Here is a 25,476-nt window from a genome sequence, read left to right on the forward strand (position 1 = left end):
GTCATCGGGTCGGGGAAACGGCGCACCGCCGGCCCCGGTGCGGGGTCGGCGGTGCGCGGTGCGGGCGGCTGTCGGCGGTGTCAGCGCAGGTAGGACGCCAGGCCGGCGGGCTTGAGGCCGGCCACCTCGGCGGCGGCCAGGGCACGCCGGAGGTCGTCGGCGAGGGTGTCGGTCCAGTGCATCAGGACGACGTCGCCGGGGGAGAGGGTGCCCTCGTGCCAGATGTTGGAAGCGCCCCAGCTGAAGTCCGCGTCGGCCGTGAGTACGGTGCGCATGCCGCAGTTGGCGGCGGCCTGGAGGGTGTCGGCGTTCCAGGCGAAGTACGGCGGCCGGAACACGGTCGGCGCGGTGCCGAAGAGGCGGGTCAGCGAGTCCCGGGCGTCGCAGATCTCCACCTGCTGCGCGGCGGGCGAGAGGGTGGTGAGGTCGGTGTGGGAGACGCTGTGGTCCTGGATCGAGGAGCCGGGCGCGGCGGTCACCCGCCGGAAGTAGTCGGGGTTGTTGGCGGCGGCCATCGGCAGCTTGTTGGCGGCGATGACCTGCTCCGCCTCCGGGGTGGTCTGCCAGCCGTCGTCGACGGTGAAGAAGACCACCTTGTCGCTGGTCGGCACCGAGGCGGCGGCGGTCGCCGGGGCGGGTGCGGGGCCGTCGACCCGGACGTCGTCGACCGCGAACGGGCCCTGCTGGTACCAGCCATGGACGGAGAGTTTGACGGTGGTGGCGCCGGGGGCGGCGGTGAAGCGGGTGGTCAGCTTCTGCCAGCCGCCGTTGGTGGACTCGGTCCAGGCGGGCGCGGTCGGGCGGTCGGTTCCGCCGGTGGCGCCCAGGAAGACGAACTTCCCGCGGACCCAGGCGGAAGCGGTGTAGGTGGTGCCGGGCTGGACCGAGACGGTCTGCACGCACTCGCCGGTGGACTCGTCACCGGCCGGGGCGACGGCCAGGGCGGAGGTGCCCGAGTGCGGGGCGGCGGTGGTGAGGGCGGCCTCGGCAGGCCCGCCGGAACAGCGCCAGCCGGGCACGCTGCCCCAGTCGGCGAGCGAGGAGGCGGGGATCTCGAACCCGGGGTTGGTCGCCAGGTTGACGGTGGGCGCGGCGGTGGGCGCGGCCGCCGTGGCCTCGGCGGCGTGCGCGGGCACGGCGGCCAGGCCGGCCACCAGCAGCGCGGCCGACGCGGTCAGCGCGGGCAGGCGGGTGGACAGCCGGGCGGGCAGGTGCCCGGACCCGAGCGCGGAAGGACGCGGGGACATGCGCGTGGACATGCGCGTGGACATGAGCGCGGAAAGGCGCGTGGACATGCGCGAGGAGATGGACACGTGGGGACTCCAGCGTGGGGGACGCGTCCGTGGGGCGGACGCGCGGACAACGGGATGTGGGGGTGCTCCCGGAGGGGGCGGGAGCGTCGGCGTGCCGCACTCGGACCGGAGCAAAACAATGGACTGGACCACCGCGATCGTCAAGGGACCGGTCGTACTCGACGGACTCCCAATTCGCTTGCGTAAAACGGGACAAGACGAGACGTCAGGGGGCGTACAGTTCCTCGATGTCCGCCGCGTAGTACTCGACGATGGCCGCCCGCCGCAGCTTCAGCGAGGGCGTCATGAGACCCTGCTCGATCCCGAACTCCCGGGGCAGCAGCCGGAAGGCTCGGATCGACTCGGCCCGCGACACGGCGGTGTTGGCCGCCGCCACCGCCCGTTGGACCTCCGTGTGCAGATCCTCGTCGGCGAGCACGGTCCACGGGTCCGACTGTTCGCGCCCGCGCCGCTTCAGCCAGTGCGCCAGCGCCGCCGGGTCGAGGGTGATCAGCGCGGCCACGTACGGCCGGTCGTCGCCCACCACCAGGCACTGCGAGACCAGTGGGTGGGACTCCACCCGGACCTCCAGCGCGGCGGGTGCGAGGTTCTTGCCGCTGCTGGTGACGATGATGTCCTTCTTGCGGCCGGTGATGGTCAGGTAGCCGTCCTCGTCCAGGCTGCCGAGATCGCCGGTGCCGAACCAGCCCTCGAAGAGCGATTCGGCGGTGCAGCGCGGATGGTTCAGGTAGCCGCCGAAGACGCCGGGGCCGCGTACCCACACTTCGCCGTCGTCGGCGATCGCCACCGTCGCGCCGGGAACCGGTCGTCCGACCGAGCCGATCTTCGACCGTCCGGGCGGGTTGCCGGTGACCGCGGCCGAGGTCTCGGTGAGCCCGTAGCCCTCGAACAGCTGGAAGCCGATCCCGGCGAAGAAGAGCCCGAGTTCGCGGTCGAGGGTGGAGCCGCCGCACATCAGCGCCCGCACCCGGCCGCCGAACACGGAACGCAGCCGCTGGTAGACCGTGCGTTCGTAGGCCAGGTGGCGCAGCCGCAGCGCGGTGCCGGGGCCGGGGCCGCGTCCGAAGGCGCGCTGTTCCCGGGCGGCCGCCCAGTCGACGGCCACCTGCCGGGCCTGTTCGAGGAGTTCGCCGCGGCCGGCCTCCTCGGCGGCGCGCCGGGTCTGCTGGAAGACCTTGTCCAGGACGTAGGGGACGACGAGCAGGAAAGTCGGGCGGAGGGCGGCGAGTGCGGGCAGCAGCGCGTCCGTGGAGACCTCGGAGACATGTCCGATCCGGAAGCCGCCGCGGATCGAGGCGATCTGCACCATCCGTCCGTAGACGTGTGCCAGGGGCAGGAACAGAACGGTGCACGGCGGGTGCCCGCCGGTGTCGCGCAGTGCCTCGCCCCAGCCGTCGAGCAGCGCGTCGGCCGCGGCGGCCAGTGCGCCGTGGGTGATCAGGCAGCCCTTGGGGCGCCCGGTGGTGCCGGAGGTGTAGACGACGGTGGCGACGGTGTCGGTGGTGACGCCGAGGCGCTGCCGGTGGACCAGCGAGTCGGGCACCCCGTGCCCGTCCTCGACGATCGCCTCGACGCAGTCCCGGTCCAGCTGCCAGATGCCGGTCAGGTCGGGTAACGCGTCGCAGACCGCGCCGACGGTCATCGCGTGGTCCTCGTCCTCGACCAGGCAGGCCACCGCCTGGGTCTCGGCGAGGATCCAGCGGACCTGCTCGGGCGCGGCCGTGGGGTAGACGGGGACGGAGATCGCGCCGATCGACCAGAGCGCGTAGTCGAACAGGGTCCACTCGTAGCGGGTGCGGGACATCAGCGCGACCCGGTCGCCGTAGCGCACGCCCCGGGTGAGCAGGCCCTTGGCGAGGGCGAGCACCTCGTCGCGGAAGTCCGCGGCGGTGATGTCCTGCCAGGCGCCCCCGGTGGCGCCGCGCCGGGAGCGGTCGGCGCGCCGGGACAGCTGGACCAGGGCGGGGGAGCGCTCGGCGGTGTCGTAGAGCGAGTCGGCCAGCCCTCCGGCGACCGGCGGTCCGGCCGGGGCGGGGGTGGTGAACTCGCGCACGATCCCCCCGATCAGTCCTGCAGGTGCAGCGAAACTATCGGATCCCTCGCCGACTGCCCAGGGTTGTGACTGCGGCGCGACGAGATCGGCACCGGTGTGTGCGGAAAGTGTCGTGGAGCCGTCGAGGGCTTCGGACGGCTGTGCGGGAGCGGTGATCACCACGGTGATCGGGACGGTGATCGCGACGGCGGTCCGGGCCTGATTCGGACCCGATCCGGACCCGATCCGGCCCGGCTCGACGAGAGGGTGGGTTCGACCCTCGAACGAGTGGTCAGGCCGTAGTAGAGTCTCGCAGACCTGCGGCCGGGGCCCTCGGTCGCGGCCGAGCGCTGCCCCCGGCCGACGCTTGGTCCGTACCAACCCTGTCCGTGTCAACCCGTCCGTGTCAAACCGTCGGTGCCGACCCGCCTCCGGGGCGAGCCGCTTCCGCGTCGCCCGCCCCCATGCTCCCGCTCCCGCTCCCAGGCCGCCCCGCCCCCTCACGCCTCCCGCATTCCCCGCACCCCGTCCGCGCCTGGCACTTCCCGACCGAGGACTCCATGCGTCTGCGCAGCAGCTCGATCCGCGCGAAGATCATCGCGCTGCTCCTGGTGCCCATCGTCGCCCTCACCGCCCTCTGGGCGTACGCGACGCTCGCCACCACCGGCGACGTCTGGAGCCGGCTCGACGTCAGCGCGACCTACAAGGAGTTCGGCGCCCCGGTCGACGTGTACGCGCACGACCTGCAGAACGAGCGCCGGGCCGCCGTCCGCAGGCTCGCCGACCCGGCCTCCCGCGCCGCCCGCGACGCCTTCGAGCAGGCCCGCGCCGCCACCGACCACGACCTCGCCGTACTGCAGCAGAAGAAGGACGCCGAGGGCGGCCGGCTCGACGAGGCCCAGCGCGGCCGCTACCTGCAGATCCTCGCCGCCGCCGACCAGCTCAGCCCGCTGCGCGCCCAGATCGGCCGTGCCGCGCTGAACTGGGAGTTCGCCCTCGGCCAGTACACCGACCTGATCAAGCCCGTCTTCGGCTTCCGCTCCGCCTTCGTGGCCCGCCAGAGCGGCCAACTGCCGAGGCAGGGCACGATCATGATCGAGCTGATGCGCGCCCGGGAGTACCTCGCCCAGGAGGACGCGGCGATGGAGGGGCTGCGCACCGCGCCCGGCCGGCCGACCTCCGAGCAGTACCAGGTCGCGCTCGACGCCCTGCACAACCAGCAGGCGCTGTTCACCGTCTACATCGCCGAGCTGGACCCGGTCGACCAGGCGGACTACATCGCCCTGCGCGGCGGCGAGGCCTGGGCCGCGCTCGCCCGCGCGGAGGCGGACTTCGTCGGCGCCGGCGGACCCGAGCGGGTGGTGCAGGCGATCAACGGCGACGCCTGGCGGGAGACCGCCGACCGCGCCCTGGGCGACCTGGCGGCGATCAACGCCCGGCTGAGCGGCACCATCGACGACCGCGACCACTCCTACGCGATCGGACTGCTCTGGCGCGGCGGCATCGCCGGCCTGATCGGCCTGGTCGCGGTGGTGCTCTCGGTCCTCATCTCCTTCCGGATCGGCCGGGGCCTGGTCCGCGAGCTGATCGGCCTGCGCAACGCCGCCAACGAACTGGCCGGCACCCGGCTGCCCTCGGTCATGCTGCGGCTGCGCAAGGGCGAGTCGGTGGACGTCGCCACCGAGGCCCCCGAGCTGGAGTTCGGCCAGGCCGAGATCGGCCAGGTCGGCCGTGCGATCAACGCCGTGCAGCGGGCCGCCGTCGAGGCCGCCGTCGAGCAGGCCGAACTGCGGCGCGGCGTCTCGGCGGTCTTCGTCAACCTGGCCCGACGCAGCCAGGTCCTGCTGCACCGTCAGCTGACGCTGCTCGACACCATGGAACGGCGCGCCGAGGACCCGGCGGAGCTGGAGGACCTCTTCAAGGTCGACCACCTCACCACCCGTATGCGCCGGCACGCGGAGGGCCTGATCATCCTGGCCGGCGGCTCGCCCGGCCGGGCCTGGCGCAAGCCGGTGCGGATGGTGGACGTGGTCCGCGCGGCGGTCGGCGAGGTCGAGGACTACGCCCGGGTGATCGTCCGGCCGTTCCCCGGCACCGGTCTGCTCGGCAGCGCGGTCGCGGACGTCACCCACCTGATCGCCGAACTGGTGGAGAACGCCGCGGTGTTCTCCCCGCCCAGCACCCAGGTCACCGTGCAGGGCGAGGTGGTGGCGCACGGCTTCGCGCTGGAGATCGACGACCGCGGGCTCGGTCTGAGCGAGCAGGCGCTCGCCGAGATCAACGAACGCCTCGCGGTGGAGCAGGAGTTCGACCTCGCCGACACCGACCGGCTGGGCCTGTTCGTGGTCAGCCGGCTGGCGCGCCGGCACGGTATCCGGGTGCACCTGCGGCCCTCCCCGTACGGGGGGACGACGGCGGTGGTGCTGATCCCGCGCGAGCTGCTGGCGGAGGCGCCGGACGGGCTGCCGGAGCCGCCCGCGGGCACCGGCACGGCTACGGGGGCCGGGGCGTGGGCCGGACAGGGGCCGGGCACCGCCCCCGGACCGGTCGGCGGCCGGCGGGCAGCGGTGGGGCGGCGCGGACAGCGCGACCTGGTCGCGGTGCCCGCCCTGACCGAGGACGGCCCCGACGACGACCCGCCCACCGCCCGGGGCGCGAACGGCGCGACCGGCGACAGCGGTGCGGGCGGTGCGCTGAAGGGCGTGAACGGAGCGGGCGGCCGGCACCGGATCGTCGGCGGGCCGCGCCCCTCGGCGCCCGAACCGGCCCGCACCCCCGGCGGTCTGCCGCGCCGCTCGCGCGGCGGCGGGCCCGTGCTGGTCACGGCCGCCGCCGGCGACGCGACCGGACCGGGCACCGGCCGCCACCGGCGCGCGGACGACCCGGCGGCCACGGCGGACGACGTCGAGTCCCTCGCACCCGGGCCGGCCGAGGTCCGGACCGGCACCGTGACCGGGCCCGCCGACGCGGCCGGGGCCGTGCTCACCGAGGCCGTGGTCACCGGGGCCGTGCCCACCGGGGCCGTCACCGACCGGCCGGTCGCGGCGCCCGCGACGGCGGGTGCGGCCACCGCCGACTCCGCGCCCACGCGGACCGCCACCGCGGCCACGCCGGGCGGGCTGCCGCGACGGGTGCGGCAGGCGAGCCTCGCCCCGCAGCTGCGCGAGCGCGCGGCGGAGGCCGCCGCCGGACGGGCCGACCGCCCGGGCGGTTCCGGTGCCCGGGGGAGCGAGGCCGAACCGGTGCGCGAGCGCTCGCCCGAGGAGGCGCGGGCCGCCTTCGCCTCCTTCCAGCGCGGCTTCACCCGGGGCCGCGGCACCCCCGCCGCCCGGCCGGCGGCCGCCCCGTCGCCCGCCCCGGCCCCGACGCCCGCCCCGACACCGGCGCCGTCCGGAACGCCCTTCCCGGTGCCGTCGACGCGCCGCGCGCTGGCCCCGGCACCCGCCCCGGCGGCGTTGCCCGGCCCGTCCGCGGGTGAGCCGGCGCCGCTGGCCCGACGGGCGCCGGTGCCGCCGCCGACCAGGTTCGTCCGGCCGCCGCGCCAGGCGACGGAACCCGATGCACCCGCCGGTCCGTTGTCCGACGGGCCGCCCGAAGGCACCGCACCATCCGTACGACCCGCACGACCCGTACGGCCCGCACCGCACGTACGACCGGTGGGGCCGGCACGACCCGCACCATCCGCACGACCCGCTCCAGCAGAAGGAACTGATTCATGACCACTTCGACGCAGTCGTCCGGAGACCTCAACTGGCTCCTGGACGACCTGGTGGGCCGAGTGGCCGCGCTGCGCCACGCGGTGATCCTCTCCGGCGACGGACTGGCCACCGGTGCCTCCCGCGACCTCGCCCGGGAGGACGCCGAGCACCTGGCGGCCGTCGCGGCAGGTTTCCACAGCCTGGCCAAGGGGGCCGGCGGGCACTTCAAGGTCGGCGGAGTGCGCCAGACCATGGTCGAGCTGGACGAGGCCTTCCTGTTCATCACCGCGGCCGGCGACGGCAGCTGCCTGGCGGTGCTGAGCGAGGCCGAGGCCGACATCGGCCAGATCGCCTACGAGATGGCCCTGCTGGTCAAGCGGGTCGGCGAGCACCTGGCCGCCGAACCGCGCGCCGACGTGGCCCCGCCCGGGAGATGAGCGGTCCGATGGCGGACGAGGAGCCGAAGGCGGTGGCGGCCGACCCGGAGCCGGCCGGACCGGTCGGCGCGGGAACGGCCGGTGCCGACCCGGCCGGTACGGAGCCGGCCGGTGGGGCCGGGGGCGAAGCCTCCGGCCGGGGTCAGGGCGGCGACGGGGACGGCGACGGCGACGGGTCGGACCTCGACCTGTTCCGGCCGCGGACCCCGGTCGACAACCGCTGGTTCGACGACGAGGCCGGCCCGGTGGTGCGCCTCTACTCGATGACCCGGGGCCGGGCCAGGCCGGTCGAGGACGGTCTGTTCGACCTGATCTCGCTGATCGTCGCCAAGGACCCGGCGCCGGTCGCCGCGGCCGTCCCCGCCCATGTGCTGGACCCCGAGCACCAGACCATCCTGGCCTGGTGCCGCCGGGAGCCGATCTCGGTGGCCGAGCTCGGCTCCTACACCGACCTGCCGGTCAGCGTCGTACGCGTCCTGCTCGGCGATCTCTACGACGCCGAACTGATCAGCGTCACCCGACCCGTTCCGCTCGCCGAGCTGCCGGACGAGCGCCTGCTGCGAGACGTGATCAATGGACTCCGTGCGCTCTGACCTCCACGCCCCCGCCGCCACCGCCCCGGGCCCCGCGTACGACGGGGGCGCCGAGCGGGCCAACGACCCGCGCTGGCGGGGCGGTCCGGCGGTCGCGGTGAAGATCCTGGTCGCCGGCGGCTTCGGCGCGGGCAAGACCACCCTGGTCGGATCGGTCAGCGAGATCCGGCCGCTGCGCACGGAGGAGGAGCTCAGCGAGCTGGGCCGCCCGGTGGACGACACCGCGGGCGTCGAGGCCAAGCGCACCACCACGGTGGCGATGGACTTCGGCCGGATCGACCTGCGGCCGGGGCTCGCGCTCTACCTGTTCGGCACGCCCGGCCAGGACCGCTTCTGGTTCGTCTGGGACGAGCTGGCCCGGGGCGCGCTCGGCGCGCTGGTGCTGGCCGACACCCGGCGGCTCGCGGACTGCTTCCCCTCGGTGGACTTCTTCGAGCAGCGGCGCATCCCGTTCCTGGTCGCCGTGAACTGCTTCGAGGGCAGTGAGCTGTTCTCGCCGGAGGAAGTCAGGGACGCGCTCGACCTGGACCCGGACATCCCGGTGGTGCTGTGCGACGCCCGCCGTCGCGAGGACGGCAAGGAACTGCTGGTGGCCCTGGTCGAGCACGCGGCGGCGCGGCGGGGGACGAGCACCGGGGCATGATGAGCCGCCCCGGCCCCGGTCCGCCCCGCCCCGGCCCCGGTCCGCCCCGCCCCGGCCCGGTCCACCGCCCCGCCCGACAGCCGGCGTCTCATCAGGGTGTTCACATGCCGGACGATCCCGGCCGAGCAGGTTGCCTCGACGGGCCCGGCGTGGAAGGCTCTGGTGACGAAGGCCGCCCGGGCCCACTGCCGGGATGCCTCGACCGTGCCACGCACCCGGTGTGCGTCCGGCACGCGTGTCGCAGCGCGGTACGGGCACGTACCGGCAGACCGAGGGGGGAGGACCGAGCCATGAACGTCGAGCAGCGATGTGCCGCGCGCCGGTCCGCCCAAGCCGATCTCGCCATGCCGGTCACCCCGGCGCTGACCGTCCGGCGGTACATCGACCACGCGCTGATCTGCAGCGCCTGTTGTCGCTGACCTCGCCAACCGTCGCCAGCCACCTCACCGTCACCGCCGTTCGCCGTCCGGGGGAGTCCCCGGCCGCAGCGCCCCTTCCGGAGTCGCCGGACGGGCCCGGCGGACACTGACGGTCCATCGCATCGTCGACCCGGCAGCACCGGACAGCAGTCCGGTTGGCCGTCGTCGGCCCTGCCCGCTTTGCGGAGAGCACCAGTGAACCTCCTCGAACCGTTCTGGCCGTCCCGCCAGCCACACCTGTTCGACCAGACGTGTCCGGGTTCGCCCAGCGCGTCCCGGCACTCCCTCCGCTGACCTCGGGTCGGTCCACGGCAGCACGCCCGGTAGACGCGCAGACGACTCCACCCCGTCCGTCACGCGCGAAATGAGCGACACCATGTCCTCCACCTCCACGGCCACTCTTCCCCTCCCCTCCGCGACCCCGCACCTGCGCGCGGTCCGTTCCGTCCCGTCCCCCGCCGAACGCCGGCACGGGGGCCCCGCGCCGCAGCGGGTCACCGCCGCGGTCCCGCCGGTCTCCCCGGTCGCGTCGGCCGTCCCGCAGATCGTTCCCGCGCTCCCGCCGCAGGCGCTGCTCGCGGCGCTGCCCGAGGGTGCGGCGGTCGTCGCGGCGCTGCCGCAGGGATCGCTGCCGCAGGCCCTGCTGGCCCAGTACGGGGCGCAGTTCGGCGCCCCGGCGGGGCAGCCGATGGTCGGCTACCTGGTGCTGGTCCCGGCCGAGGGCGGCGGCGTCGCCGTGGCACCGGGCGCCGGGCAGCAGGGTTTCCCGACCGCCACGATCCCTGCGCCGCAGGCCGGTCCGGCCGTCGCCGCCGGCGCGTCGGCCCTCGGTGCTCCGGTCCTCGGCGGGCCCGTCGCCGGCGGGACCGGTGCCACCGGCCTCGGTTCGGCCGCCGGAGCCGGCACGCGTCCGGTGCGGCCCGCCGGCCGGGGGATCACGGTCGACACCGAGCGCCGGAACGCCTATGTGGACGGTCAGTTGCTCGACCTGACCTATCTGGAGTTCGAGCTGCTCGCCCACCTGACCGAGCACCCGCAGCGGGTGCACACCCGGGACCACCTGGTGTCCGCCGTCTGGGGCTACGGCCACGTCGGCGACGGTCGCACGGTGGACGTGCACGTGGCCAGGCTGCGCCGCAAGCTCGGAGCGGCCTACCGCGACAGCATCGTGACGGTCCGTCGGGTCGGCTACAAGTACACGCCGGTGGCCTGAGCGCTCACCCCGCTTCTCGCCGCACGGCGCGTCCGTTCCGCCGCACGTCGCTCCCGCATCGCGCTCCACCGCAGGTCGCTCGACCGCACGTAGCTCCACCGCACGTCGCTCCACCGATCGGCCGGGGGCCGGGCGTTCTCACCGAACGCCCGGTCCCCTCGTCGGTTTTGACGTGCAATCAGATCCGCTGCTCCGGCGGCAGCAGCAGGACCGCGAGCGCGCCGGCGCAGGCCCGGGCGTGGCCGAGGAACCAGTCCAGCCGTTCGTCGGTGAGGTGCGCGGGCGTGGAGCGGACGGCCAGGGCGAACCTGGCCTGCCCGGCACCGTCCAGTACCGGTACCGCGATCGTGCGCACCCCGGTCTCCGACTCGCCGTCGTTGAGCGCGTGACCGGCCGCCCTGACCCTTGCCAGCTCCTCCGCCAGGCGCTCCGGCGCGGTGATGGTCCGGTCGGTGAACGGCGCCAGCGGGCCGAGCGTCGCCACGCCCGCGTCACCGGGGCGCGGCCAGGCCAGCAGCACCTTGCCGAGCGCGGTCGAGTGGAGCGGCCGGCGCAGTCCGAGCCCGGTGTCCGGCCGCACGGAGGCGCCGACCAGGATCACCGCGTGCGGACCGCTGCGGATCGCGAGATCGGCGGCGGAACCGGTGCGGCGGGACAGCAGGTCGAGCTCGGGTGCGGCCAGGTGCAGCCCGCGCTGGTGGAAGGTGAGTTGGCCGAGCTCGGCGACCGCCGGGCCGAGCCGGTAGCGGGCCGTGTGCTCGTCCTGCTCCAGGAACGCGGCGCTGACCAGGGTGCGGGCCAGCCGGTGCGCGGTGGACACGGACAGGCCCATCCGGCGCGCCAGGTCCGAGGCGCTCAGATCGGGGCCGTTGTCGTGGAAGCAGTGCAGCAGTCCGAGGGCCCGCTGAACGGCCTGGGCCCCGGCCGGCGGGCTCTGGGCGGCGGTGACGGCCTCGGCCATGGCATCTCTCGTTCTGTCCGTGGCTCCGGTCGTTCACCGGAGTCGCTCCCAGACTATGGCAGCGTGTGCTGCGGGAATGTGTCAACGGCGTTGCAAAAGGATGCCGTTCATGAACAAGCAATCCCATGATGTGGCAAACCCTTGCTCCTGGCTCGCCCGCCGTGGAACGCTCGGCGCAGCGCACCGGACAGCCCCGTCCGGAGGCGCCCGGACCGCGGGAAGGAGCAGTGCCGTGACGACCCACCGGTGCCTCTCCTCCTGCGCGTGTTGTCGCTGACGCGCCCCGGCCCGCGCCGGTCCCGCAGGACTCCCGCCCCGCCCCCGTTCCGTTCCACCGCGCCTGGTGACCCCGTACCGCGCCCGCCGCCCCGCCGTCGGCGCCGCGCCCGCACCACGCCCCCGCCGCAGAGGACCAGCCACCGTGCCCAGTTCCGCCCGCAGTTCGGCCGACGAGCCCTCGCCGTCCGCCGCTTCCCCGGCCCAGCCGGCCCCGGCCGTCGCTCTCCCGACTGCCGCCCTCCCGGCCGCAGCCGTCGCCCCCGGGGTGCCCGACACCCTCTGGTTCACCCGCTGCCCGGTGCCCACCGCGACCGGCATCGCGGCCGACCGGGGCTGGCTGGGCCGGGAGTTCGCCCCCGACGGCATCGCGGTCCGCTCGCTCCAGGACGTGCCCGCGGAGGTCGCCGCCGACCACCACTACACCCACGCCCTGACCGGGCTGTTCCGTGAGGGCGGCAATGTGCCGGCGCTCTGGGCCCGTTCGCGCGGAGAGCGGACCAGGCTGGTCGGACTCACCTGGATCGAGGAGCGCCAGGTCGTCCTGGTCCGCTCCGGCAGCGGGGTCGCCGAACCCGGACAACTGCGCGGGCTGCGGCTCGCCGTCCCACACCATGGGATCGCCATCGACTTCTGGCGCGCGATGGCGCTGGCCGGACTGCACGGAGCACTCTCGCTGGCGGGTCTCACGCCGGCGGACGCCGAACTGGTGGACGTGCCGGCCGCGCCGGGGGAGGGGCAGTGGGAGGCGGAGCTGACGGCGCTGCGGGACGGCGTGGTGGACGCGGTCTACGTGAAGGGCGCGCTCGCGGTCGAGGCGGCCCGCCGGATCGGGGCGGAGGTGGCCGTCGACCTGGACGCCGCCCCGGACCGCCGGGCGCGGGTGAACAACGGCACGCCCCGGCCGATCACCGTGCGGCAGGAACTGCTCGACGCGCACCCGGACCTGGTGGCCCGCTTCCTCGCCGTGCTGCTGGAGGCCGCCGACTGGGCCGCCGGGCAGCCGGCGGAGGTCGCCCGGATCCTGGGCGCCGAGACCGGAGCCGGGGAGGAGGGCGTCGCCGGGGCGTACGCGGAGGGCGGCCACCGCACCCTGCACCTCGATTTCTCCGAGGACCGCCTCGCCCTGCTGGAGCAGCAGGAACGCTTCCTCGACCGCCACGGATTCCTGGCCGGACCGGTCGACGTGCGGGCCTGGGCCGACCCGGAGCCGCTCCGGGCCGCCCGCGAGCTGCTCGCCGCCCGCCGCGCCGAGGGGCGGACGCACGGTGACTGACGGGTAGCGGCCGACACTTCCCGAAGGCCGTCCGTACGCCTCCGCCGCACCGCACCCCGCTGCCTCCCCCCCCGCACCCCGCTGCCTTCCCCCTCGCCTCTCCGCTCTCTCCCCCCTGCGCCCCCGACCACAGGAGCCGACCCGTGAATCCCTCCCGCCCCGTCCTCGCCGCCACCGCCCTGCTCGCCACCACCCTGCTGGCCGCCTGCGGCTCCTCCGCCGACGGGGGAGCGGCCGCCGCCGGAGGGGGGAAGGCCGACCGGGCCGACGCGGTGCTCCGGCTGCCCGACCCCGGGAACAACGGCTTCCTCGCCCTGGGCAAGAAGGACGGCTCGCTGGACCGCGCCCTCGCGGCCGTCCACGCCAAGGTCGCCTGGACCGGCAGCGCGGGCCCGTTCGCGCCCGCCGCCCAGGCCCTCTCCGCCGACCAGCTCGACGTCGCCCAGGGGTCGATCACCTCCGCCGTCGCCGCGCTGGCCCAGAAGCCCGGCTTCAAGCTGTTCGCCCAGACCGCCCCCGACGGCGTCGGCGAGGGCATCCTGGTGAAGAACGGCTCGCCGATCAAGAGCGTGCAGGACCTGGTCGGCCGCAAGGTCGCCGTGAGCCAGGGCGGCACCAGCGAGTACCTGCTGCTCAAGGCGCTCGAGAAGAACGGCGTCCCGGCGGACAAGGTCGAGCGGGTCTATCTGCGCGCCGACCAGACGGCGGGCGTCTTCAACTCCGGACAGGTGGACGCCTGGGCCACCTGGAACACCTTCTCCACCCCGTCGATCGCCAACTCGGGCGCGCACTTCCTGGTCAACGGCAAGGAGGTCGGCTCCGACAACTACGCCGTCTGGGCCGTCCGCAACGGCTTCGCCGACAAGCACCCCGAGGTGGTGAAGGCCTTCTACGCCTATCTGCGCGAGAACGGCCTCAAGGAGAAGGCCGACCCGGCCGCGTACCTCAACGTCTTCACCGACTCCGGGCCGACCGCCGTCACCGCCGCCGAGAAGGACGTCGCCGTCGAGGTGACCCGCCAGGGTGCCGCCGCCGACGCCATCGGCGAGGCCGACATCGCCCGGTTCGGCACCGTCGCCGCGTTCTTCGCGGAGCAGAAGGTCACCAAGCAGCAGGTCGACGTCAAGCCCTATCTGATCGACCTCGGGGCGCTCGGCGGTGCGGCCAAGTGACCACCGCCACCCACCCGTCGGGCGACCGGGCGGCGGATCCGGAGACCGCCGCCGCCCGCGCGGCCGGACTGGTCGAACCGAGCGCCCGCCGCCGGACCTCCCGCCCCCGCGCCCTCGCCCTGACGCTGCGCGCCCTCGGCCCACTGGCCCTCCTCGGCGGCTGGGCCCTCGCCTCCGCCACCGGCGCGCTCACCCAGGACGTGCTGGCCTCGCCCGCCCAGGTGGCCGAGGCGGTCGGCGAACTGTGGGGCAACGGCCAGCTCACCGACGCCCTCGGCGTCTCGCTCACCCGGGCCGGCCTCGGCCTGCTGATCGGCGCCGGCACCGGCCTGGTGCTCGGTGTGGTGACCGGCTTCTTCCGCCTCGGCGAGGAACTGCTCGACTCGGCGGTCCAGGTCCTGCGCACCGTTCCCTTCCTCGCCCTCGTCCCGCTGTTCATGGTCTGGTTCGGCATCACCGAGACCGCCAAGGTCGCCCTGATCGGCGTCGCCACCAGCTTCCCCATGTACGTGTCGACCTCCGGCGGGGTCCGCAACACCGACCCCAAGCTGATCGAGGCCATGCGCAGCTTCGGCCTCGGACGCTGGGCGATCGTGCGCACCGTGGTCCTGCCCGGCGCCCTGCCCGCCCTCCTCTCCGGCCTGCGGCTCTCCATGACGCTCAGCGTGATCGCCCTGATCGCCGCCGAGGAGATCAACTCCACCGAGGGCATCGGCTACTTGATGGCCCAGGCGCAGAACTACTCCCGCACCGACATCCTCGCCGTCTGCATCCTGATCTACGGGGTCCTGGGACTCGCCGCCGACGGCATCGTCCGTCTGCTGGAGCGGGTCCTGATGCCCTGGCGCAGGGCCGCCCAGGGAGGCACCCGATGACCACCACCCCCGTGCCCGCCCCTACCCCTACCCCTACCCCGACCACGACCGTTGCCGGGGCCGAGCCGGAGACCGGGGCCGGGAGCACCCCGGCCGTCCATCTGCGCGGCCTGCGCCGGGTGTTCGGCACCCGGGCCGTCCTCGACGGGGTCGACCTCTCCATCGCCCGCGGCGAGTTCGTCGCCCTGCTCGGTGCCAGCGGCACCGGCAAGACCACCCTGCTGCGCATCCTCGGCGAGCTGGACCGGGCGGACGGCGGAACGGTCCTCGTCCCGGCGGTACGGACGGTGGTCTTCCAGGAACCGCGACTGGTCCCCTCGAAGCGGGTGCTCGCCAATGTCACGGTCGGCCTGCCGCATGGTGCCGCCACCCGGGAGACCGGGCTGAGGGCGCTCGCCGAGGTCGGCCTCGAGCGCCACGCCGACGCCTGGCCGGCCACCCTCTCCGGCGGCGAGGCACAGCGCGCGGCGCTCGCCCGGGCCCTGGTCCGCGCGCCCCAACTGCTACTGCTGGACGAACCGTTCGCCGCCCTGGACGCGCTCACCCGGCTGCGCATGCAGGACCTGGTGGGCGATCTGGTCCGCCGCCACCGGCCGGCCGTGCTGCTGGTCACCCATGACGTGGACGAGGCGGTGCGGCTCGCCGACCGGGTCGCCGTGCTCCGGGACGGCAAGCTGGTGCGCGACCAGCGGGTGGGCGTCGCCCGTCCGCGAGACCCGGCCGATCCCGCCTTCGCCGAGCTGCGGCGCCGGTTGCTCGCCGACCTCGGCCTCCACTGACACCGCCCGCCCTCCTCGCACGCCCCGCCCTCCTCGCACGCCCCGCCCGAACCGCCCCCGCCCGAACCGCCCCCGCCCGACCCCCTCGCCCCGCCCGCACCACAGGAGTTGATCCCATGGCCATCACCCTCGGCGTCCACGCCAGCAACCCGTCCCTCTACTACCTCTCCCGACTCGACTACCTGGACGAGGAGTTGGCACCGTTCGGGGAGACCGGAGAGTTCCACCACTACACCGACGGGACGCGCACCGGCGAGCTGCTGGCCGAGGGCGTGATCGACTTCGGCGGTACGGGCTCCACCCCGCCGGTGACCGCCCAGGCCGCCGGCCACGACCTGGTCTACGCGGCGGTGTCGGCGCCCCGGCCCGACCACGGCGCGCTGCTGGTGAGCGCCGACGGGCCGGTGACGTCGGTCGCGGACCTGAAGGGCGGCACCGTCGTCCTGGCCGTCGGCTCCTGGCAGACCCACTTGCTCGCCAAGGCCCTGCACGCGGAGGGCCTGTCCTACGCGACCGATGTCACGGCCGTCCGCCCGGCGGCGGGGCAGGACCCGGCGCGGCTGCTGCGCGAGGGCGCGATCGCCGGCTGGATCGCCCAGGGCGCCGAACTGGCGGCCGCCCGCCGTGACGGCGGCTTCCGCGAGCTGGTCCGCACCGGCGACGTCATCACCGACCGCTCGGTGTTCTTCACCCGGCGCGGCTTCGCCGCCGACCGGCCCGGGGTGGTCGCGGCGATCGTCACCGCCCTGGCCCGGGCGGACGCCTGGGTGGCCGCCCATCTGCCGGAGGCGGCCGCGATCGCCGCGGCGGAGCTCGGCGGCGGCGCCGAGGACTGGCGGACCGCCCTGGCCGGGCTGCCGTGGCGGCTGGAGCCGGCGACCGCCGGGTTCGTCGCCGAGCAGCAGGAGGCGGCCGACATCTTCCACCGGGTCGGTTTCGTCGAGCGCCGGGTGGTCGTCGCCGACGCCCACCTGCCCGCGCTGGAGGCCCCGGTGGCCGCGGCTGCGGCTGCGGCTGTGGCCGGGGCCGGGGCCGACAGGGCCGCCGCCGACATCCGGGCGGTCTGACCGATGGCCTCCGAATTCCTCTGGTACATCATCCCGCGCGAGGGCCACTACCCCTGGGAGCCGTCCGGGCGACGCCCGGTCGACCTCCGTTACCTCCAGCAACTCGCGGGAAGCGTGGAGCGGTTGGGCTACACCGGCGCGCTGCTCGCGACCGATCTGCACGACGTGTGGGACCTCGGCAACGCACTGGCCGCCGCCACCACCCCGGCGTTCAAACCGCTGCTCGCCGTCCACCCGGGGCTGATCTCGCCCACCCTGCTGGCGAAGATGGCGCTCAGCTTCGACCATCTGCACGGCGGCCGGCTGCGGTTCAACGTGGTCAACGGCTCCACCGAGCAGCTGCGCGAGTACGGCCTGCACGTCGAGCACGACGACCGCTACCGCCTCAGTGCCGAGTACTGGTCGATCGTCAAGCGACTCACCTCGGGCGAGGTCTTCGACCACAAGGGGGAGTTCTACGACCTCCGGAACGCCGGGGCGAGCCTGCGCGAACTCACGCCGGTCCAGCCGGGCGGCATCCCGCTCTGGTTCGGCGGCAGTTCGGCGGCCGGGATCGAGATGGCCGCCCAGCACGTGGACGTCTACCTCACCTGGGGCGAACCGCCGCAGCAGCTCAAGGAGAAGCTCGACCTGGTCCGGGAGCGCGCCGCCGCGCACGGACGCACCCTGCGGATCGGGCTGCGGCTGCACCTGATCGTCCGCGACACCGAGGACGAGGCCTGGGCCGCCGCCGACCGGCTCCTCGACGTGACCAGCGAGGCCACCTACGCCCGCCAACTGGGCGGGGCGCGCGGCGAGGACGGCGTCGGCTGGCAGCGGCAGTTCCGGCAGCACGGCGGCAAGGTGCCGGCCCGGGCCCGCGAGCTGGAGGTCCACCCCAACCTGTGGCCCGGCATGAGCCTGTTCCGCCCCGGTCCCGGCACCGCCGTGGTCGGATCGACGGCCCAGGTGGTCGAGCGGCTCCAGGAGTTCGAGTCGCTCGGGGTGGACACCTTCATCCTCTCCGGCAATCCGCTGCTGGAGGAGGCCCACCGGGTCGCCGAGACGGTGCTACCGGCGCTGGGCGTCCGGCGCGGGTAGGGCACCCGGGAGCAGCGGGAACGGCAGCGGCGAGGTCAGCGCCAGCTGCCGGGCGAAGCGGGCGACGGCCCGGAGGAGGTACATCCGCACGACGGACTCCCGAGATCTCGAAGGACGCGTACGGACGGTCCCGTACCCGCGGTCCAACGAGCGCGGTGCCCCGCCGGTCACGCATCGACCGGCGGGGCACCGCGCGTTCCGTCCCGGGGGCGCGCCGGCGGCCCGGCGCGCGCCTCAGCGGCTGAGCGCGTCGATCTCCGCGAGCTCCTCGTCCGTCAGCGGACCGCCCGCCAGCGCGTCGAGGTTCTGGTCCAGCTGCCGCACGCTGCTGGCTCCGATGATCACCGACACCACCCGCTCGTCCCGCAGGACCCAGCTCAGTGCCAGCTGCGCCAGGGTCTGCCCGCGCCGCTCGGCCACCTTGTTCAGCGCCCGCAGCTGCTCCAGCTTCGCCCCGGTGAGCGCCTCCTCGCGGAGGAACTTGCCGACCGACATCCGCGACCCGCTCGGCACCTCGCCGGTGAGGTAGCGGTCCGTCAGCAGGCCCTGGGCGAGCGGCGAGAAGGCGATCAGGCTGGTTCCGGTGTCGCCGACGGCGTCCAGCACGCCCTCGTCCTCGACGTAGCGGTTGAGGATCGAGTAGGAGCACTGGTTCATCAGCACCGGCGTGCCCAGCTCGCGCAGGATCGCCACGGCCTCCCGGTGCTGCTCCGCCGGGTAGTTGGAGATGCCCGCGTACAGCGCCTTCCCGGCCCGGACGGCGGAGTCCAGCGCGCCCATGGTCTCCTCGAGCGGGGTGTTCGCGTCGTAGCGGTGCGAGTAGAACACGTCCACGTAGTCCAGGCCCGTGCGGCCCAGCGACTGGTCCAGGCTGGCCAGCAGGTACTTGCGGCTGCCGCCGTCGCCGTACGGGCCGGGCCACATGTCGTAGCCGGCCTTGGAGGCGATGAACAGCTCGTCCCGGTACGGGCGGAAGTCCTGCGCGAACAGGTGGCCGAAGTTGCGCTCGGCACTGCCGTACGGCGGACCGTAGTTGTTGGCCAGGTCGAAGTGGGTGACGCCCCGGTCGAAGGCCCGGCGCAGCACCGCCCGCTGGACGTCCAGCGGCTGGGAGTCGCCGAAGTTGTGCCACAGGCCGAGCGAGACGGCCGGGAGCAGCACGCCGCTGCGGCCGGCCCGGCGGTAGGTCATCGAGGCATAGCGGTCTTCCGCGGCGAGGTAGCTCATGCCGGACATCCTGCCAGCTCGGGGCGGGCCGGGCGGTGGTGATTCCGCGGCGCGGGCGCTGTCGTCGCTCCGCCTCCGGGCGCCGGTGACGCACGGTGATCGATGTCGGCGGGGGAGGTGACGCGCGCCACGGCTCGCGGGCGAGTGCCGCGCGGTTTTCCTGGGGACGACGATCACACGGGGCCGTGGGCCGCCGGGGGGCGGCCCACGGTTGTTGGTCGTGGACCCGACGGGGTCGGGCGCCGGGCATCGCGGCGTTGGGGGCGAGACCCGGCGGGCAGGTGCCGGGATTCTGTACCTACTGGTATGTACAGACGCTGTACCAGTAGGTACAGTGACAGCCATGAACACCCAGGACCGCCTCGTCGAAACCACTCAGGAACTCCTCTGGGAGCGCGGCTACGTCGGCACCAGCCCCAAGGCCATCCAGCAGCGGGCAGGCGTCGGCCAGGGCAGCATGTACCACCACTTCGACGGCAAGTCCGACCTCGCCGCCGCGGCCCTGCGCCGCAGTGCCGAGCAGATGCGGGCCGTCGCGGAGGCCGACCTCGCCGGCCCCGGGACCGCCTACGAGCGGGTCGCCGCCTATCTGGGGCGCGAGCGCGACGCCCTGCGCGGATGCCGGATCGGCCGGATGGCCCAGGATCCGGACGTGGTCGCCGACCCCCGGCTGCGCGCGCCGGTCGAGGAGACCTTCGACTGGCTGCGCGGGCGGCTCGCCGCCGTGATCGCCGAAGGGCAGGCGAACGGCGAACTGCGGCCCGGGGCCGAGCCCGCCGACCTCGCCGCCGCCGTGGTCGCCGTGGTGCAGGGCGGCTACGTGCTCGCCCGTGCCGCCGACAGCGCCGAACCGTTCGAGCGGGCCGCCCGCGGCGCCCTCGCCCTTTTCGCCGCCCACCGCCGCGACTGAGCGGCGGCACCTCCCCCGCCTCCCCACCCGGAGTCCGCCGTGCACGCGATGCAGTACGAGATCACCCTGCCCGCCGACCACGACATGCGTTCCGTCCACCGGCGGATCGCCACCAAGGGTCCACTGCTGGACAGTTGGCCCGGCCTCGGCCTGAAGGCCTACCTGGTGCGCGAACGCGGTCTGGACGGTTCGCCGGTCAACCAGTACGCGCCGTTCTACCTCTGGCGCACCACCGAGGGCATGAACGCCTTCCTGCTCGGCGCCGGATTCCGCACCCTCTGCGCGGACTTCGGCCGTCCCGCCGTCCGGCACTGGACCGGCGCCGGCCTCCGGCGGGGCCCGGGAGCCGTCGACGGTCCGGCCGCGCCCGGCCCCCTGGCCGCCACCAGGCTGACGGAACGCCTGCCGGAGGGCGCGGACCCGGCGGACGCCGTCGAGCGGGCGCTGGCCGAGCTGCCCGACCACCCCGAGCTGCACACCGCCGCCGTCGCGCTCGACCCGTCCCGCTGGGAGCTGCTGCGGATCGCCCTCTGGCGCGCCGGTGCCCCGGCCGGGGAGCCCGGTACCCGGTACCGCGTGCACCACCTCTCCAGCCCCGAACTCGACCGGCTGCCCGCCGGCCGCCACTGGTGAAAGGACCGTCCCGCCCCATGAATCCGGCAGTCACCACCCCGACCCCGCCCGCCGACCGGACCCTCGACGCAGGCCTGGTGCCCGCCCCGTTCGACCGGGCCGCCGGCTACGCCCTGCTCGCCGAACTGGCGGGCGGGCGGACCCTCTCCGGCACGCTGGGTCCGCTCGACGGGCTCGCGCCGGGCTTCGCGGACTGGATCGTCACCGCGCTCTTCGGCGGCACCTACCAGCGACCCGGACTCGCCCTGCGGGACCGCCAGGTGGCCAACCTGGCGGCGCTCACCGCCCTCGGCGGGGTGGAGCCGCAACTCGCCGACCACGTGCGCAACAGCCTGCGGATCGGCCTGACCAGGACGGAGGTCACCGAGGTCCTGGTCCACCTCGCGCCCTACGTCGGCGTGCCGAAGGCCCTGGCCGGACTGCGCGTCGCCGCCGCCGTCTTCACCGAGGCCGAGGCCGAGGCCGAGACGGAAGCGGAAGCGGCCGCCGCCGCAGAGGCACCCGGGCCCGCGGGGGCGGCGGAGTGAACGCGCCCGGCGTCCGGGTCCGCACCGTCCTCGGCGACCTCGATCCGGCCGAACTCGGCGTCTGCGACGCCCACGACCACCTCTTCCTGCGCAGCCCCAGGCTGCCGGGGGAGGAACTGGACGATCCCGCCGCCGCCGAGGAGGTGCTGCGGGGCTTCGCGGCCGCCGGCGGCCGGGCGTTCGTCCAGTGGACGCCGGCCGGGATGGGGCGGCGGGCCGACGCACTGCCCGGGCTGTCCCGGGCGACCGGGGTCCACCTGGTCGCGGCCACCGGGCTGCACCAGGCGGTGCACTACGACCCGGCGGAACTCGAGCGGCGGTACGAGGGGCTGGCGGACTTCTTCATCGCCGAGCTGACCACCGGGCTGCGGGGTGCTCCCGAGGGTGTCCGCGCCGGACTGGTCAAGGTGGCGGGCGACTACCACGGCCTCGGCCCGCACTCCCGGCGGGTGATGGCGGCGGCCGCCGAGGCGCACCACGCCACCGGCGCGCCGATCGCGGTGCACCACGAACTCGGCACCGCCGCAGCCGAGGTGCTCGATCTGCTCTGCGAACGCCACGGTGTGCCACCCGAGCGGGTGGTCCTCGGACACCTCAACCGGTTCCCGGACCTCCGGCTGCACCGCGAACTGGCCGCCCGTGGCGCCTTCGTGGCCCTGGACGGCCCCTCGCGGGCCAACCACGCGACCGACCACCACCTGTTCGACACGGTGGCGGCCCTGGTCGAGGCCGGGTACGGCGACCAGGTGCTGCTCGGCGGCGACACCACCACCCGTACCGCCCGTTCCTCCCCCGGGCCGACGCACCTGCTCACCGCCCTGGCGCCCCGGCTGGCCCGGGCGTTCGGCCCCGAGGTCCCGCACGGCATCCTCACCGCCAACCCGGCCCGGGCGTTCGCGGCGGGGTGGCGGGGCTGACCCCTGCCACCCCACCGCGAACGCCCGGAGCCCGACGGCGTCACATGTGGGTGCCGCCGTCGATCCGCAGCTCGGTCCCGGTGACGAACGCGCCGTCGTCCGAGGCGAGCATGGCGATCACACCGGCGACGGTCTCCGGCCCGGCGAAGCCCTGCCCGAGCGCGGGCGAGAGCTTGGCGAGCAGGCCGAGGTCCGCGTCCGCCGGCAGGCCCGGGTTGTTGGTCATGCCGCTGTCGATGCTGCCCGGCGCGACGCACACCGCGCGCAGCCCCTGCTTCGCGTACTCGGCGGCGATCGCGTGGGTGAACGACTGGATGCCGCCCTTGGTCGCGGCGTAGGCGGCCATGTAGGGGTGGGCGAAGGCGGCGGAGGTGGAGCTGAAGTTCACCACCACGCCCTTGCCGCCCGCGAGCAGCGCGGGCAGCGCCTCCCGGGTCATCAGGAAGGTGCCGGTCAGGTTGACCGCCACGATCCTGTTCCAGAGGTCCAGACCGGTCTCGTGGGTGTGGGCGGAGCGCAGGATGCCGGCCGCGTTGACCAGCACGTCCAGGCCGCCGAGCGCGGCGACCGCCCCGGCCACGACGGTCCGTACGGCGGCCTCGTCCGACACGTCCAGCACCGCCGTGCTGAGGCGGTCGGCCGTGCCGTCGGCAGTGGCGCGGTCCAGGGTGGACTTCAGGCCGTCCTCGTCGACGTCGACGGCGACGACCCGGCCGCCCTCGGCGAGGATCCGGTGCACGGTGGCCCGGCCGATGCCCGAGCCGCCGCCGGTGATCAGGACGTTCCGTCCGTCGAAGCGCTCCATGGTGGTTCTCCGTTCCGTTCGTGGTCTCTCGACCTCGCCGACACGGTACGCCTAAATGGCATGTCGTGCCAAAAAGTCTCGACATGCCGAATCGACGTGGGATGTCACCGATCCCTTCGTCCGCGTACGCTGTGCCCGTGACCGGACGTCCGACCCTGAACCAGCGCCGCCGCGAGAGCACCCGGCTGGAGATCGCCCAGGCCGCGGCCGAGCTGTTCGCCGCCCGCGGGGCCGAGGCGACCACCGCCGAGGAGATCGCCACCGCCTCCGGCATCTCGCTGCGCACCTTCTACCGCTACTTCTCGGAGAAGGAGGACGCCGTCGCCCCGCTGCTCGCGGCCGGCGGCGAACGCTGGGTGCGGCTGTTCACGGAGAGCGCCTCCGACCTGCCGGTCCGCGAGGCGCTGGAGCGTTCGGCGGCGGAGTCCCTGAGCCCGTCCGACGCGCCCGCCGTCGAGGCGCTGCGCTGGACCCGCGACCTGCTGCGCGACCCCCGGCTGGCCACGGTCTGGCAGCGGGTGCACGCCGACTCCGAGGAGCGGCTGCGGGCCGCGATCGCCGACCGCTGCCCGCCCGGTACCGACGTGCTGGAGATCCGGCTCGCCGCAGCCGCCGCCACCGCCGCGATCCGGGTCGCACTGGAGCAGTGGGCGCGCTCCGGCGCCCCGGCCACCGGCCCCGGTTCGCCGCGCGAGCTCGGTGCCCGCTGCATGCGCGAACTCACCGCGGGCCTCGACCTGTGGACCCGCGTCAACTGAGGTGGCCTCCGTCACCCCCCGTCGCGGCGGTCGCGGCAGGGGCCGGAAGCACACCCCCGCGGCCTGCTTCTCCTCCTCAAGGCCGATGGCGTCACCGCTGGTCGGCGGGGGTGGCGGCGGCTGCCGAGCGGCTAGGCTGGGTGGCCGCGCCTCGGCGACGGTGCCCCGCTGCGGACGGGGGAACCGGGGCGGCCCTCCCGGGTGTCCTTCCCCCGGGGGCGGGGGAGTACGAGGCGTGGGAGCGAACACGACATGGGTCTGACGAGCCACAAGGTGCTGGCACTGACCGTTCTGGTCGCCGTCGCGGCGATGGTCGGGACGGTCTGGCTGTGGCCGAGACTGTCGAAGAAGAGCTGGAAGGCCGTGCTCGGCCGGATCGGCGCCCTGCTCGCCACCCAGCTGGCGGTGCTCGCCGCGCTCGGCCTGGTCGCCAACAACTACTTCGCGTTCTACAGCAGCTGGGACGACCTGCTGGGCACCGGGGACAGCGGGCCGGTCGTCATCCACAACAAGGTGGACGCCTCCGGCCGGCTGCGCGTCGAGACCATCGGCCACGCCGAGGTGCAGGGCGGCGGGGCGCTCGGCCGCGACCGCGACAAGTCCGGCGAGATCCGCGAGGTCCGCATCGACGGCGCCACCACCCGGCTCTCCACCGAGGGCTACGTCTACCTGCCGCCGCAGTACTTCCAGCCCGAGTACGAGCAGAAGCAGTTCCCGGTCCTGGTGGTCAGCACCGGCTTCCCCGGCATCGCCAAGAACCTCGTCACCCGCCTCAACTACCCGGGCGCGGCGCTGAAGCTGCTGCAGGAGGGGCGGATGCAGCCGACCGTGCTGGTGCTGGTGCGCCCCTCGCCCGCGCTGCCGCAGGACACCGAGTGCGAGGACGTCCCCAACGGCGCGCAGACCGACGCCTACTTCGCCAAGGACGTGCCCTCGGCGATCCAGGCCACCTACCGGGTCTCCGCCGATCCGAGGGCCTGGGCGTTCATGGGCAACTCCACCGGCGGCTACTGCGCGCTCAAGCTGGCGATGCGCCACCCCGACGTCTACCCGACCGCCGTCTCGCTCTCCGGCTACTACCAGGCGGCCGACGACCCGAGCACCGGCGACCTCTACAACGGCAGCGAACAGCGCCGCAACGAGGCCGACCTGATGTGGCGTCTCAAGAACCTGCCGCAGCCCGCGATCTCCGTGCTGCTGGCCGGCACCCGGGAGGGCGACGGCAACTACCGGCGCGAGACCGAGGCGTTCGTGGCCGCCACCCGCAGCCCGATGAAGGTCTCCTACAGCATGCTGGAGACCGGCGGCCACAACTTCGAGACCTGGAGCAAGCTGCTCCCGTCCTCACTGGAGTGGATCTCCCAGCGCCTGACCGTCCCGGCCGCGAGCCCGTCGGCCTGACCGGCGCGGCGGCGGGGCCGTCGGCCCGACCGGCACGGCCGGGTGTCCGCGCGGGCGCAGGCGCTCAGACCACCTGCTCCAGGGTGCCGGTGTGCAGCTCGCCGACCCGGCCGCCCTCGCCCTCGTACGTCCAGAACGCGCGGACCGTCATCCGGGCCAGATCCATCACGTGGCTCACGGTGATGCCGCTCACCTCGGTCCAGCTGACGAAGTAGACCTGCGGGCCGACCTCGGCGACGTGCAGGGAGACGTCCTCCCACTGGCCCGCCGATTCGCCGAGGCCCTCCCAGCGCAGCCGCTTGCCGTCGGCCGAGTAGGCGTTGCGGAAGGCCGCGCCGTTGTCGACCCGGAACAGGAAGGTACGGCCGGCGAAGGCGGGCAGGGACGCGGTCATGGTGGGGCGGGTCTCCTCGTCTCTGGACGTGCTGTCGTGGTGCTCGCTGCGCCCCGGACGGTTCCGGACG

At 74.6% G+C, this 25,476-nt stretch carries 24 protein-coding genes; 18 read left to right on the top strand and 6 right to left on the bottom strand.

Annotated elements, in window-relative coordinates:
- Nucleotides 1-80 precede the first annotated feature (80 nt).
- Both ACIPYS_RS29945 and ACIPYS_RS29950 read right to left on the bottom strand, forming a co-directional pair.
- Nucleotides 81-1,259, bottom strand: coding sequence for a polysaccharide deacetylase family protein (locus ACIPYS_RS29945; RefSeq protein ID WP_400751879.1), 1,179 nt, complete (start codon nucleotides 1,257-1,259; stop codon nucleotides 81-83).
- A 259-nt stretch (nucleotides 1,260-1,518) separates the two neighbouring features.
- Nucleotides 1,519-3,366: an AMP-dependent synthetase/ligase gene (locus ACIPYS_RS29950; RefSeq protein WP_400751882.1), complete on the bottom strand. Its 1,848-nt coding sequence runs from the start codon at nucleotides 3,364-3,366 to the stop codon at nucleotides 1,519-1,521.
- A 539-nt stretch (nucleotides 3,367-3,905) separates the two neighbouring features.
- Here ACIPYS_RS29950 and ACIPYS_RS29955 point away from each other — a divergent pair.
- The 6 genes from ACIPYS_RS29955 (at nucleotide 3,906) to ACIPYS_RS29980 (ending at nucleotide 10,348) form a co-directional block, all read left to right on the top strand.
- A complete protein-coding gene (locus ACIPYS_RS29955; protein ID WP_400751885.1) occupies nucleotides 3,906-7,064 on the top strand; it encodes a nitrate- and nitrite sensing domain-containing protein in 3,159 nt (1,052 codons plus the stop codon).
- The gene (locus tag ACIPYS_RS29960; RefSeq protein ID WP_030392000.1) at nucleotides 7,061-7,480 is read left to right on the top strand and encodes a roadblock/LC7 domain-containing protein; all 420 of its coding nucleotides are present in this window, start codon (nucleotides 7,061-7,063) and stop codon (nucleotides 7,478-7,480) included. The genes ACIPYS_RS29955 and ACIPYS_RS29960 overlap by 4 nt, the downstream gene beginning before the upstream one ends.
- Nucleotides 7,481-7,488: 8 nt before the next feature.
- Nucleotides 7,489-8,073 (top strand): DUF742 domain-containing protein, encoded by a 585-nt coding sequence (locus tag ACIPYS_RS29965; RefSeq protein ID WP_400751888.1) that lies wholly within the window; start codon nucleotides 7,489-7,491, stop codon nucleotides 8,071-8,073.
- Between the two features lie 97 nt (nucleotides 8,074-8,170).
- A complete protein-coding gene (locus tag ACIPYS_RS29970; RefSeq protein WP_400751960.1) occupies nucleotides 8,171-8,716 on the top strand; it encodes a GTP-binding protein in 546 nt (181 codons plus the stop codon).
- Nucleotides 8,717-9,006: 290 nt separating this feature from the next.
- The gene (locus ACIPYS_RS29975; protein WP_286158621.1) at nucleotides 9,007-9,135 is read left to right on the top strand and encodes a hypothetical protein; all 129 of its coding nucleotides are present in this window, start codon (nucleotides 9,007-9,009) and stop codon (nucleotides 9,133-9,135) included.
- Between the two features lie 376 nt (nucleotides 9,136-9,511).
- Nucleotides 9,512-10,348 carry a winged helix-turn-helix domain-containing protein gene (locus ACIPYS_RS29980; protein WP_107452501.1) on the top strand — a complete coding sequence of 279 codons (837 nt, stop codon included), beginning with the start codon at nucleotides 9,512-9,514 and terminating at the stop codon, nucleotides 10,346-10,348.
- A 178-nt stretch (nucleotides 10,349-10,526) separates the two neighbouring features.
- Here the strand turns inward: ACIPYS_RS29980 and ACIPYS_RS29985 are convergent, their stop codons facing one another.
- Nucleotides 10,527-11,309, bottom strand: a complete 783-nt coding sequence (locus tag ACIPYS_RS29985) for an IclR family transcriptional regulator (RefSeq protein WP_093859605.1) — start codon at nucleotides 11,307-11,309, stop codon at nucleotides 10,527-10,529.
- Nucleotides 11,310-11,853: 544 nt separating this feature from the next.
- Here ACIPYS_RS29985 and ACIPYS_RS29990 point away from each other — a divergent pair.
- The 6 genes from ACIPYS_RS29990 to ACIPYS_RS30015 all read left to right on the top strand — a co-directional run bounded on the left by ACIPYS_RS29990 (nucleotide 11,854) and on the right by ACIPYS_RS30015 (nucleotide 17,834).
- On the top strand, nucleotides 11,854-12,861 hold the full coding sequence (locus tag ACIPYS_RS29990; RefSeq protein ID WP_400751963.1) for an ABC transporter substrate-binding protein: 1,008 nt from the start codon (nucleotides 11,854-11,856) through the stop codon (nucleotides 12,859-12,861).
- A gap of 143 nt (nucleotides 12,862-13,004) precedes the next feature.
- Nucleotides 13,005-14,033, top strand: coding sequence for an NrtA/SsuA/CpmA family ABC transporter substrate-binding protein (locus ACIPYS_RS29995; RefSeq protein WP_400751892.1), 1,029 nt, complete (start codon nucleotides 13,005-13,007; stop codon nucleotides 14,031-14,033).
- Nucleotides 14,030-14,908 (top strand): ABC transporter permease, encoded by an 879-nt coding sequence (locus tag ACIPYS_RS30000; RefSeq protein WP_093859603.1) that lies wholly within the window; start codon nucleotides 14,030-14,032, stop codon nucleotides 14,906-14,908. The genes ACIPYS_RS29995 and ACIPYS_RS30000 overlap by 4 nt, the downstream gene beginning before the upstream one ends.
- Nucleotides 14,905-15,687, top strand: a complete 783-nt coding sequence (locus tag ACIPYS_RS30005) for an ABC transporter ATP-binding protein (protein WP_400751895.1) — start codon at nucleotides 14,905-14,907, stop codon at nucleotides 15,685-15,687. The genes ACIPYS_RS30000 and ACIPYS_RS30005 overlap by 4 nt, the downstream gene beginning before the upstream one ends.
- 116 nt (nucleotides 15,688-15,803) lie before the next feature.
- Nucleotides 15,804-16,754, top strand: coding sequence for an ABC transporter substrate-binding protein (locus tag ACIPYS_RS30010; RefSeq protein WP_400751898.1), 951 nt, complete (start codon nucleotides 15,804-15,806; stop codon nucleotides 16,752-16,754).
- 3 nt (nucleotides 16,755-16,757) lie between these two features.
- Complete coding sequence (locus ACIPYS_RS30015) at nucleotides 16,758-17,834, top strand: LLM class flavin-dependent oxidoreductase (protein WP_400751901.1); 1,077 nt, start codon at nucleotides 16,758-16,760, stop codon at nucleotides 17,832-17,834.
- Nucleotides 17,835-18,068: 234 nt separating this feature from the next.
- Here ACIPYS_RS30015 and mgrA read toward each other — a convergent pair whose 3' ends face one another.
- Nucleotides 18,069-19,061: an L-glyceraldehyde 3-phosphate reductase gene (gene mgrA / locus ACIPYS_RS30020; protein WP_093859599.1), complete on the bottom strand. Its 993-nt coding sequence runs from the start codon at nucleotides 19,059-19,061 to the stop codon at nucleotides 18,069-18,071.
- Between the two features lie 343 nt (nucleotides 19,062-19,404).
- Here mgrA and ACIPYS_RS30025 point away from each other — a divergent pair, with 343 nt between their 5' ends.
- The 4 genes from ACIPYS_RS30025 to ACIPYS_RS30040 are packed head-to-tail and all read left to right on the top strand — an operon-like array spanning nucleotide 19,405 to nucleotide 22,048.
- Nucleotides 19,405-19,971, top strand: coding sequence for a TetR/AcrR family transcriptional regulator (locus ACIPYS_RS30025; RefSeq protein WP_093859598.1), 567 nt, complete (start codon nucleotides 19,405-19,407; stop codon nucleotides 19,969-19,971).
- A 39-nt stretch (nucleotides 19,972-20,010) separates the two neighbouring features.
- Complete coding sequence (locus tag ACIPYS_RS30030; RefSeq protein WP_400751906.1) at nucleotides 20,011-20,604, top strand: DUF4865 family protein; 594 nt, start codon at nucleotides 20,011-20,013, stop codon at nucleotides 20,602-20,604.
- A gap of 17 nt (nucleotides 20,605-20,621) precedes the next feature.
- Nucleotides 20,622-21,131: a carboxymuconolactone decarboxylase family protein gene (locus ACIPYS_RS30035; protein ID WP_400751909.1), complete on the top strand. Its 510-nt coding sequence runs from the start codon at nucleotides 20,622-20,624 to the stop codon at nucleotides 21,129-21,131.
- Nucleotides 21,128-22,048, top strand: a complete 921-nt coding sequence (locus ACIPYS_RS30040) for a phosphotriesterase (RefSeq protein WP_093859595.1) — start codon at nucleotides 21,128-21,130, stop codon at nucleotides 22,046-22,048. Before ACIPYS_RS30035 ends, ACIPYS_RS30040 begins: the two co-directional genes overlap by 4 nt.
- A 40-nt stretch (nucleotides 22,049-22,088) precedes the next feature.
- On the opposite strand, the gene ACIPYS_RS30045 is transcribed toward ACIPYS_RS30040, so the two are convergent.
- Nucleotides 22,089-22,853, bottom strand: coding sequence for an SDR family NAD(P)-dependent oxidoreductase (locus tag ACIPYS_RS30045; RefSeq protein WP_093859594.1), 765 nt, complete (start codon nucleotides 22,851-22,853; stop codon nucleotides 22,089-22,091).
- Nucleotides 22,854-22,990: 137 nt separating this feature from the next.
- On the opposite strand from ACIPYS_RS30045, the gene ACIPYS_RS30050 reads away from it, so the two are divergent.
- Both ACIPYS_RS30050 and ACIPYS_RS30055 read left to right on the top strand, forming a co-directional pair.
- Nucleotides 22,991-23,611 carry a TetR family transcriptional regulator gene (locus tag ACIPYS_RS30050; RefSeq protein ID WP_353653548.1) on the top strand — a complete coding sequence of 207 codons (621 nt, stop codon included), beginning with the start codon at nucleotides 22,991-22,993 and terminating at the stop codon, nucleotides 23,609-23,611.
- A gap of 252 nt (nucleotides 23,612-23,863) precedes the next feature.
- The gene (locus ACIPYS_RS30055) at nucleotides 23,864-25,012 is read left to right on the top strand and encodes an esterase family protein (RefSeq protein ID WP_093859592.1); all 1,149 of its coding nucleotides are present in this window, start codon (nucleotides 23,864-23,866) and stop codon (nucleotides 25,010-25,012) included.
- Nucleotides 25,013-25,076: 64 nt separating this feature from the next.
- On the opposite strand, the gene ACIPYS_RS30060 is transcribed toward ACIPYS_RS30055, so the two are convergent.
- Nucleotides 25,077-25,406 carry a phenolic acid decarboxylase gene (locus ACIPYS_RS30060; protein ID WP_093859591.1) on the bottom strand — a complete coding sequence of 110 codons (330 nt, stop codon included), beginning with the start codon at nucleotides 25,404-25,406 and terminating at the stop codon, nucleotides 25,077-25,079.
- Nucleotides 25,407-25,476 lie beyond the last annotated feature (70 nt).

The organism is Kitasatospora sp. NPDC089913, from assembly GCF_044748625.1.
Classification (GTDB): domain Bacteria; phylum Actinomycetota; class Actinomycetes; order Streptomycetales; family Streptomycetaceae; genus Kitasatospora.

Coding starts and splice junctions, on each gene's coding strand:
- ACIPYS_RS30055 (WP_093859592.1), top strand. CDS start 23,864: ATGGGTCTGACGAGCCACAAGGTGCTGGCACTGACCGTTCTGGTCGCC.
- ACIPYS_RS29945 (WP_400751879.1), bottom strand. CDS start 1,259: ATGTCCACGCGCATGTCCCCGCGTCCTTCCGCGCTCGGGTCCGGGCAC.
- ACIPYS_RS30060 (WP_093859591.1), bottom strand. CDS start 25,406: ATGACCGCGTCCCTGCCCGCCTTCGCCGGCCGTACCTTCCTGTTCCGG.
- ACIPYS_RS29980 (WP_107452501.1), top strand. CDS start 9,512: ATGTCCTCCACCTCCACGGCCACTCTTCCCCTCCCCTCCGCGACCCCG.
- ACIPYS_RS30045 (WP_093859594.1), bottom strand. CDS start 22,853: ATGGAGCGCTTCGACGGACGGAACGTCCTGATCACCGGCGGCGGCTCG.
- ACIPYS_RS30035 (WP_400751909.1), top strand. CDS start 20,622: ATGAATCCGGCAGTCACCACCCCGACCCCGCCCGCCGACCGGACCCTC.
- ACIPYS_RS30025 (WP_093859598.1), top strand. CDS start 19,405: ATGAACACCCAGGACCGCCTCGTCGAAACCACTCAGGAACTCCTCTGG.
- mgrA (WP_093859599.1), bottom strand. CDS start 19,061: ATGAGCTACCTCGCCGCGGAAGACCGCTATGCCTCGATGACCTACCGC.
- ACIPYS_RS29975 (WP_286158621.1), top strand. CDS start 9,007: ATGAACGTCGAGCAGCGATGTGCCGCGCGCCGGTCCGCCCAAGCCGAT.
- ACIPYS_RS29955 (WP_400751885.1), top strand. CDS start 3,906: ATGCGTCTGCGCAGCAGCTCGATCCGCGCGAAGATCATCGCGCTGCTC.
- ACIPYS_RS29965 (WP_400751888.1), top strand. CDS start 7,489: ATGGCGGACGAGGAGCCGAAGGCGGTGGCGGCCGACCCGGAGCCGGCC.
- ACIPYS_RS30010 (WP_400751898.1), top strand. CDS start 15,804: ATGGCCATCACCCTCGGCGTCCACGCCAGCAACCCGTCCCTCTACTAC.
- ACIPYS_RS30015 (WP_400751901.1), top strand. CDS start 16,758: ATGGCCTCCGAATTCCTCTGGTACATCATCCCGCGCGAGGGCCACTAC.
- ACIPYS_RS30005 (WP_400751895.1), top strand. CDS start 14,905: ATGACCACCACCCCCGTGCCCGCCCCTACCCCTACCCCTACCCCGACC.
- ACIPYS_RS29960 (WP_030392000.1), top strand. CDS start 7,061: ATGACCACTTCGACGCAGTCGTCCGGAGACCTCAACTGGCTCCTGGAC.
- ACIPYS_RS29985 (WP_093859605.1), bottom strand. CDS start 11,309: ATGGCCGAGGCCGTCACCGCCGCCCAGAGCCCGCCGGCCGGGGCCCAG.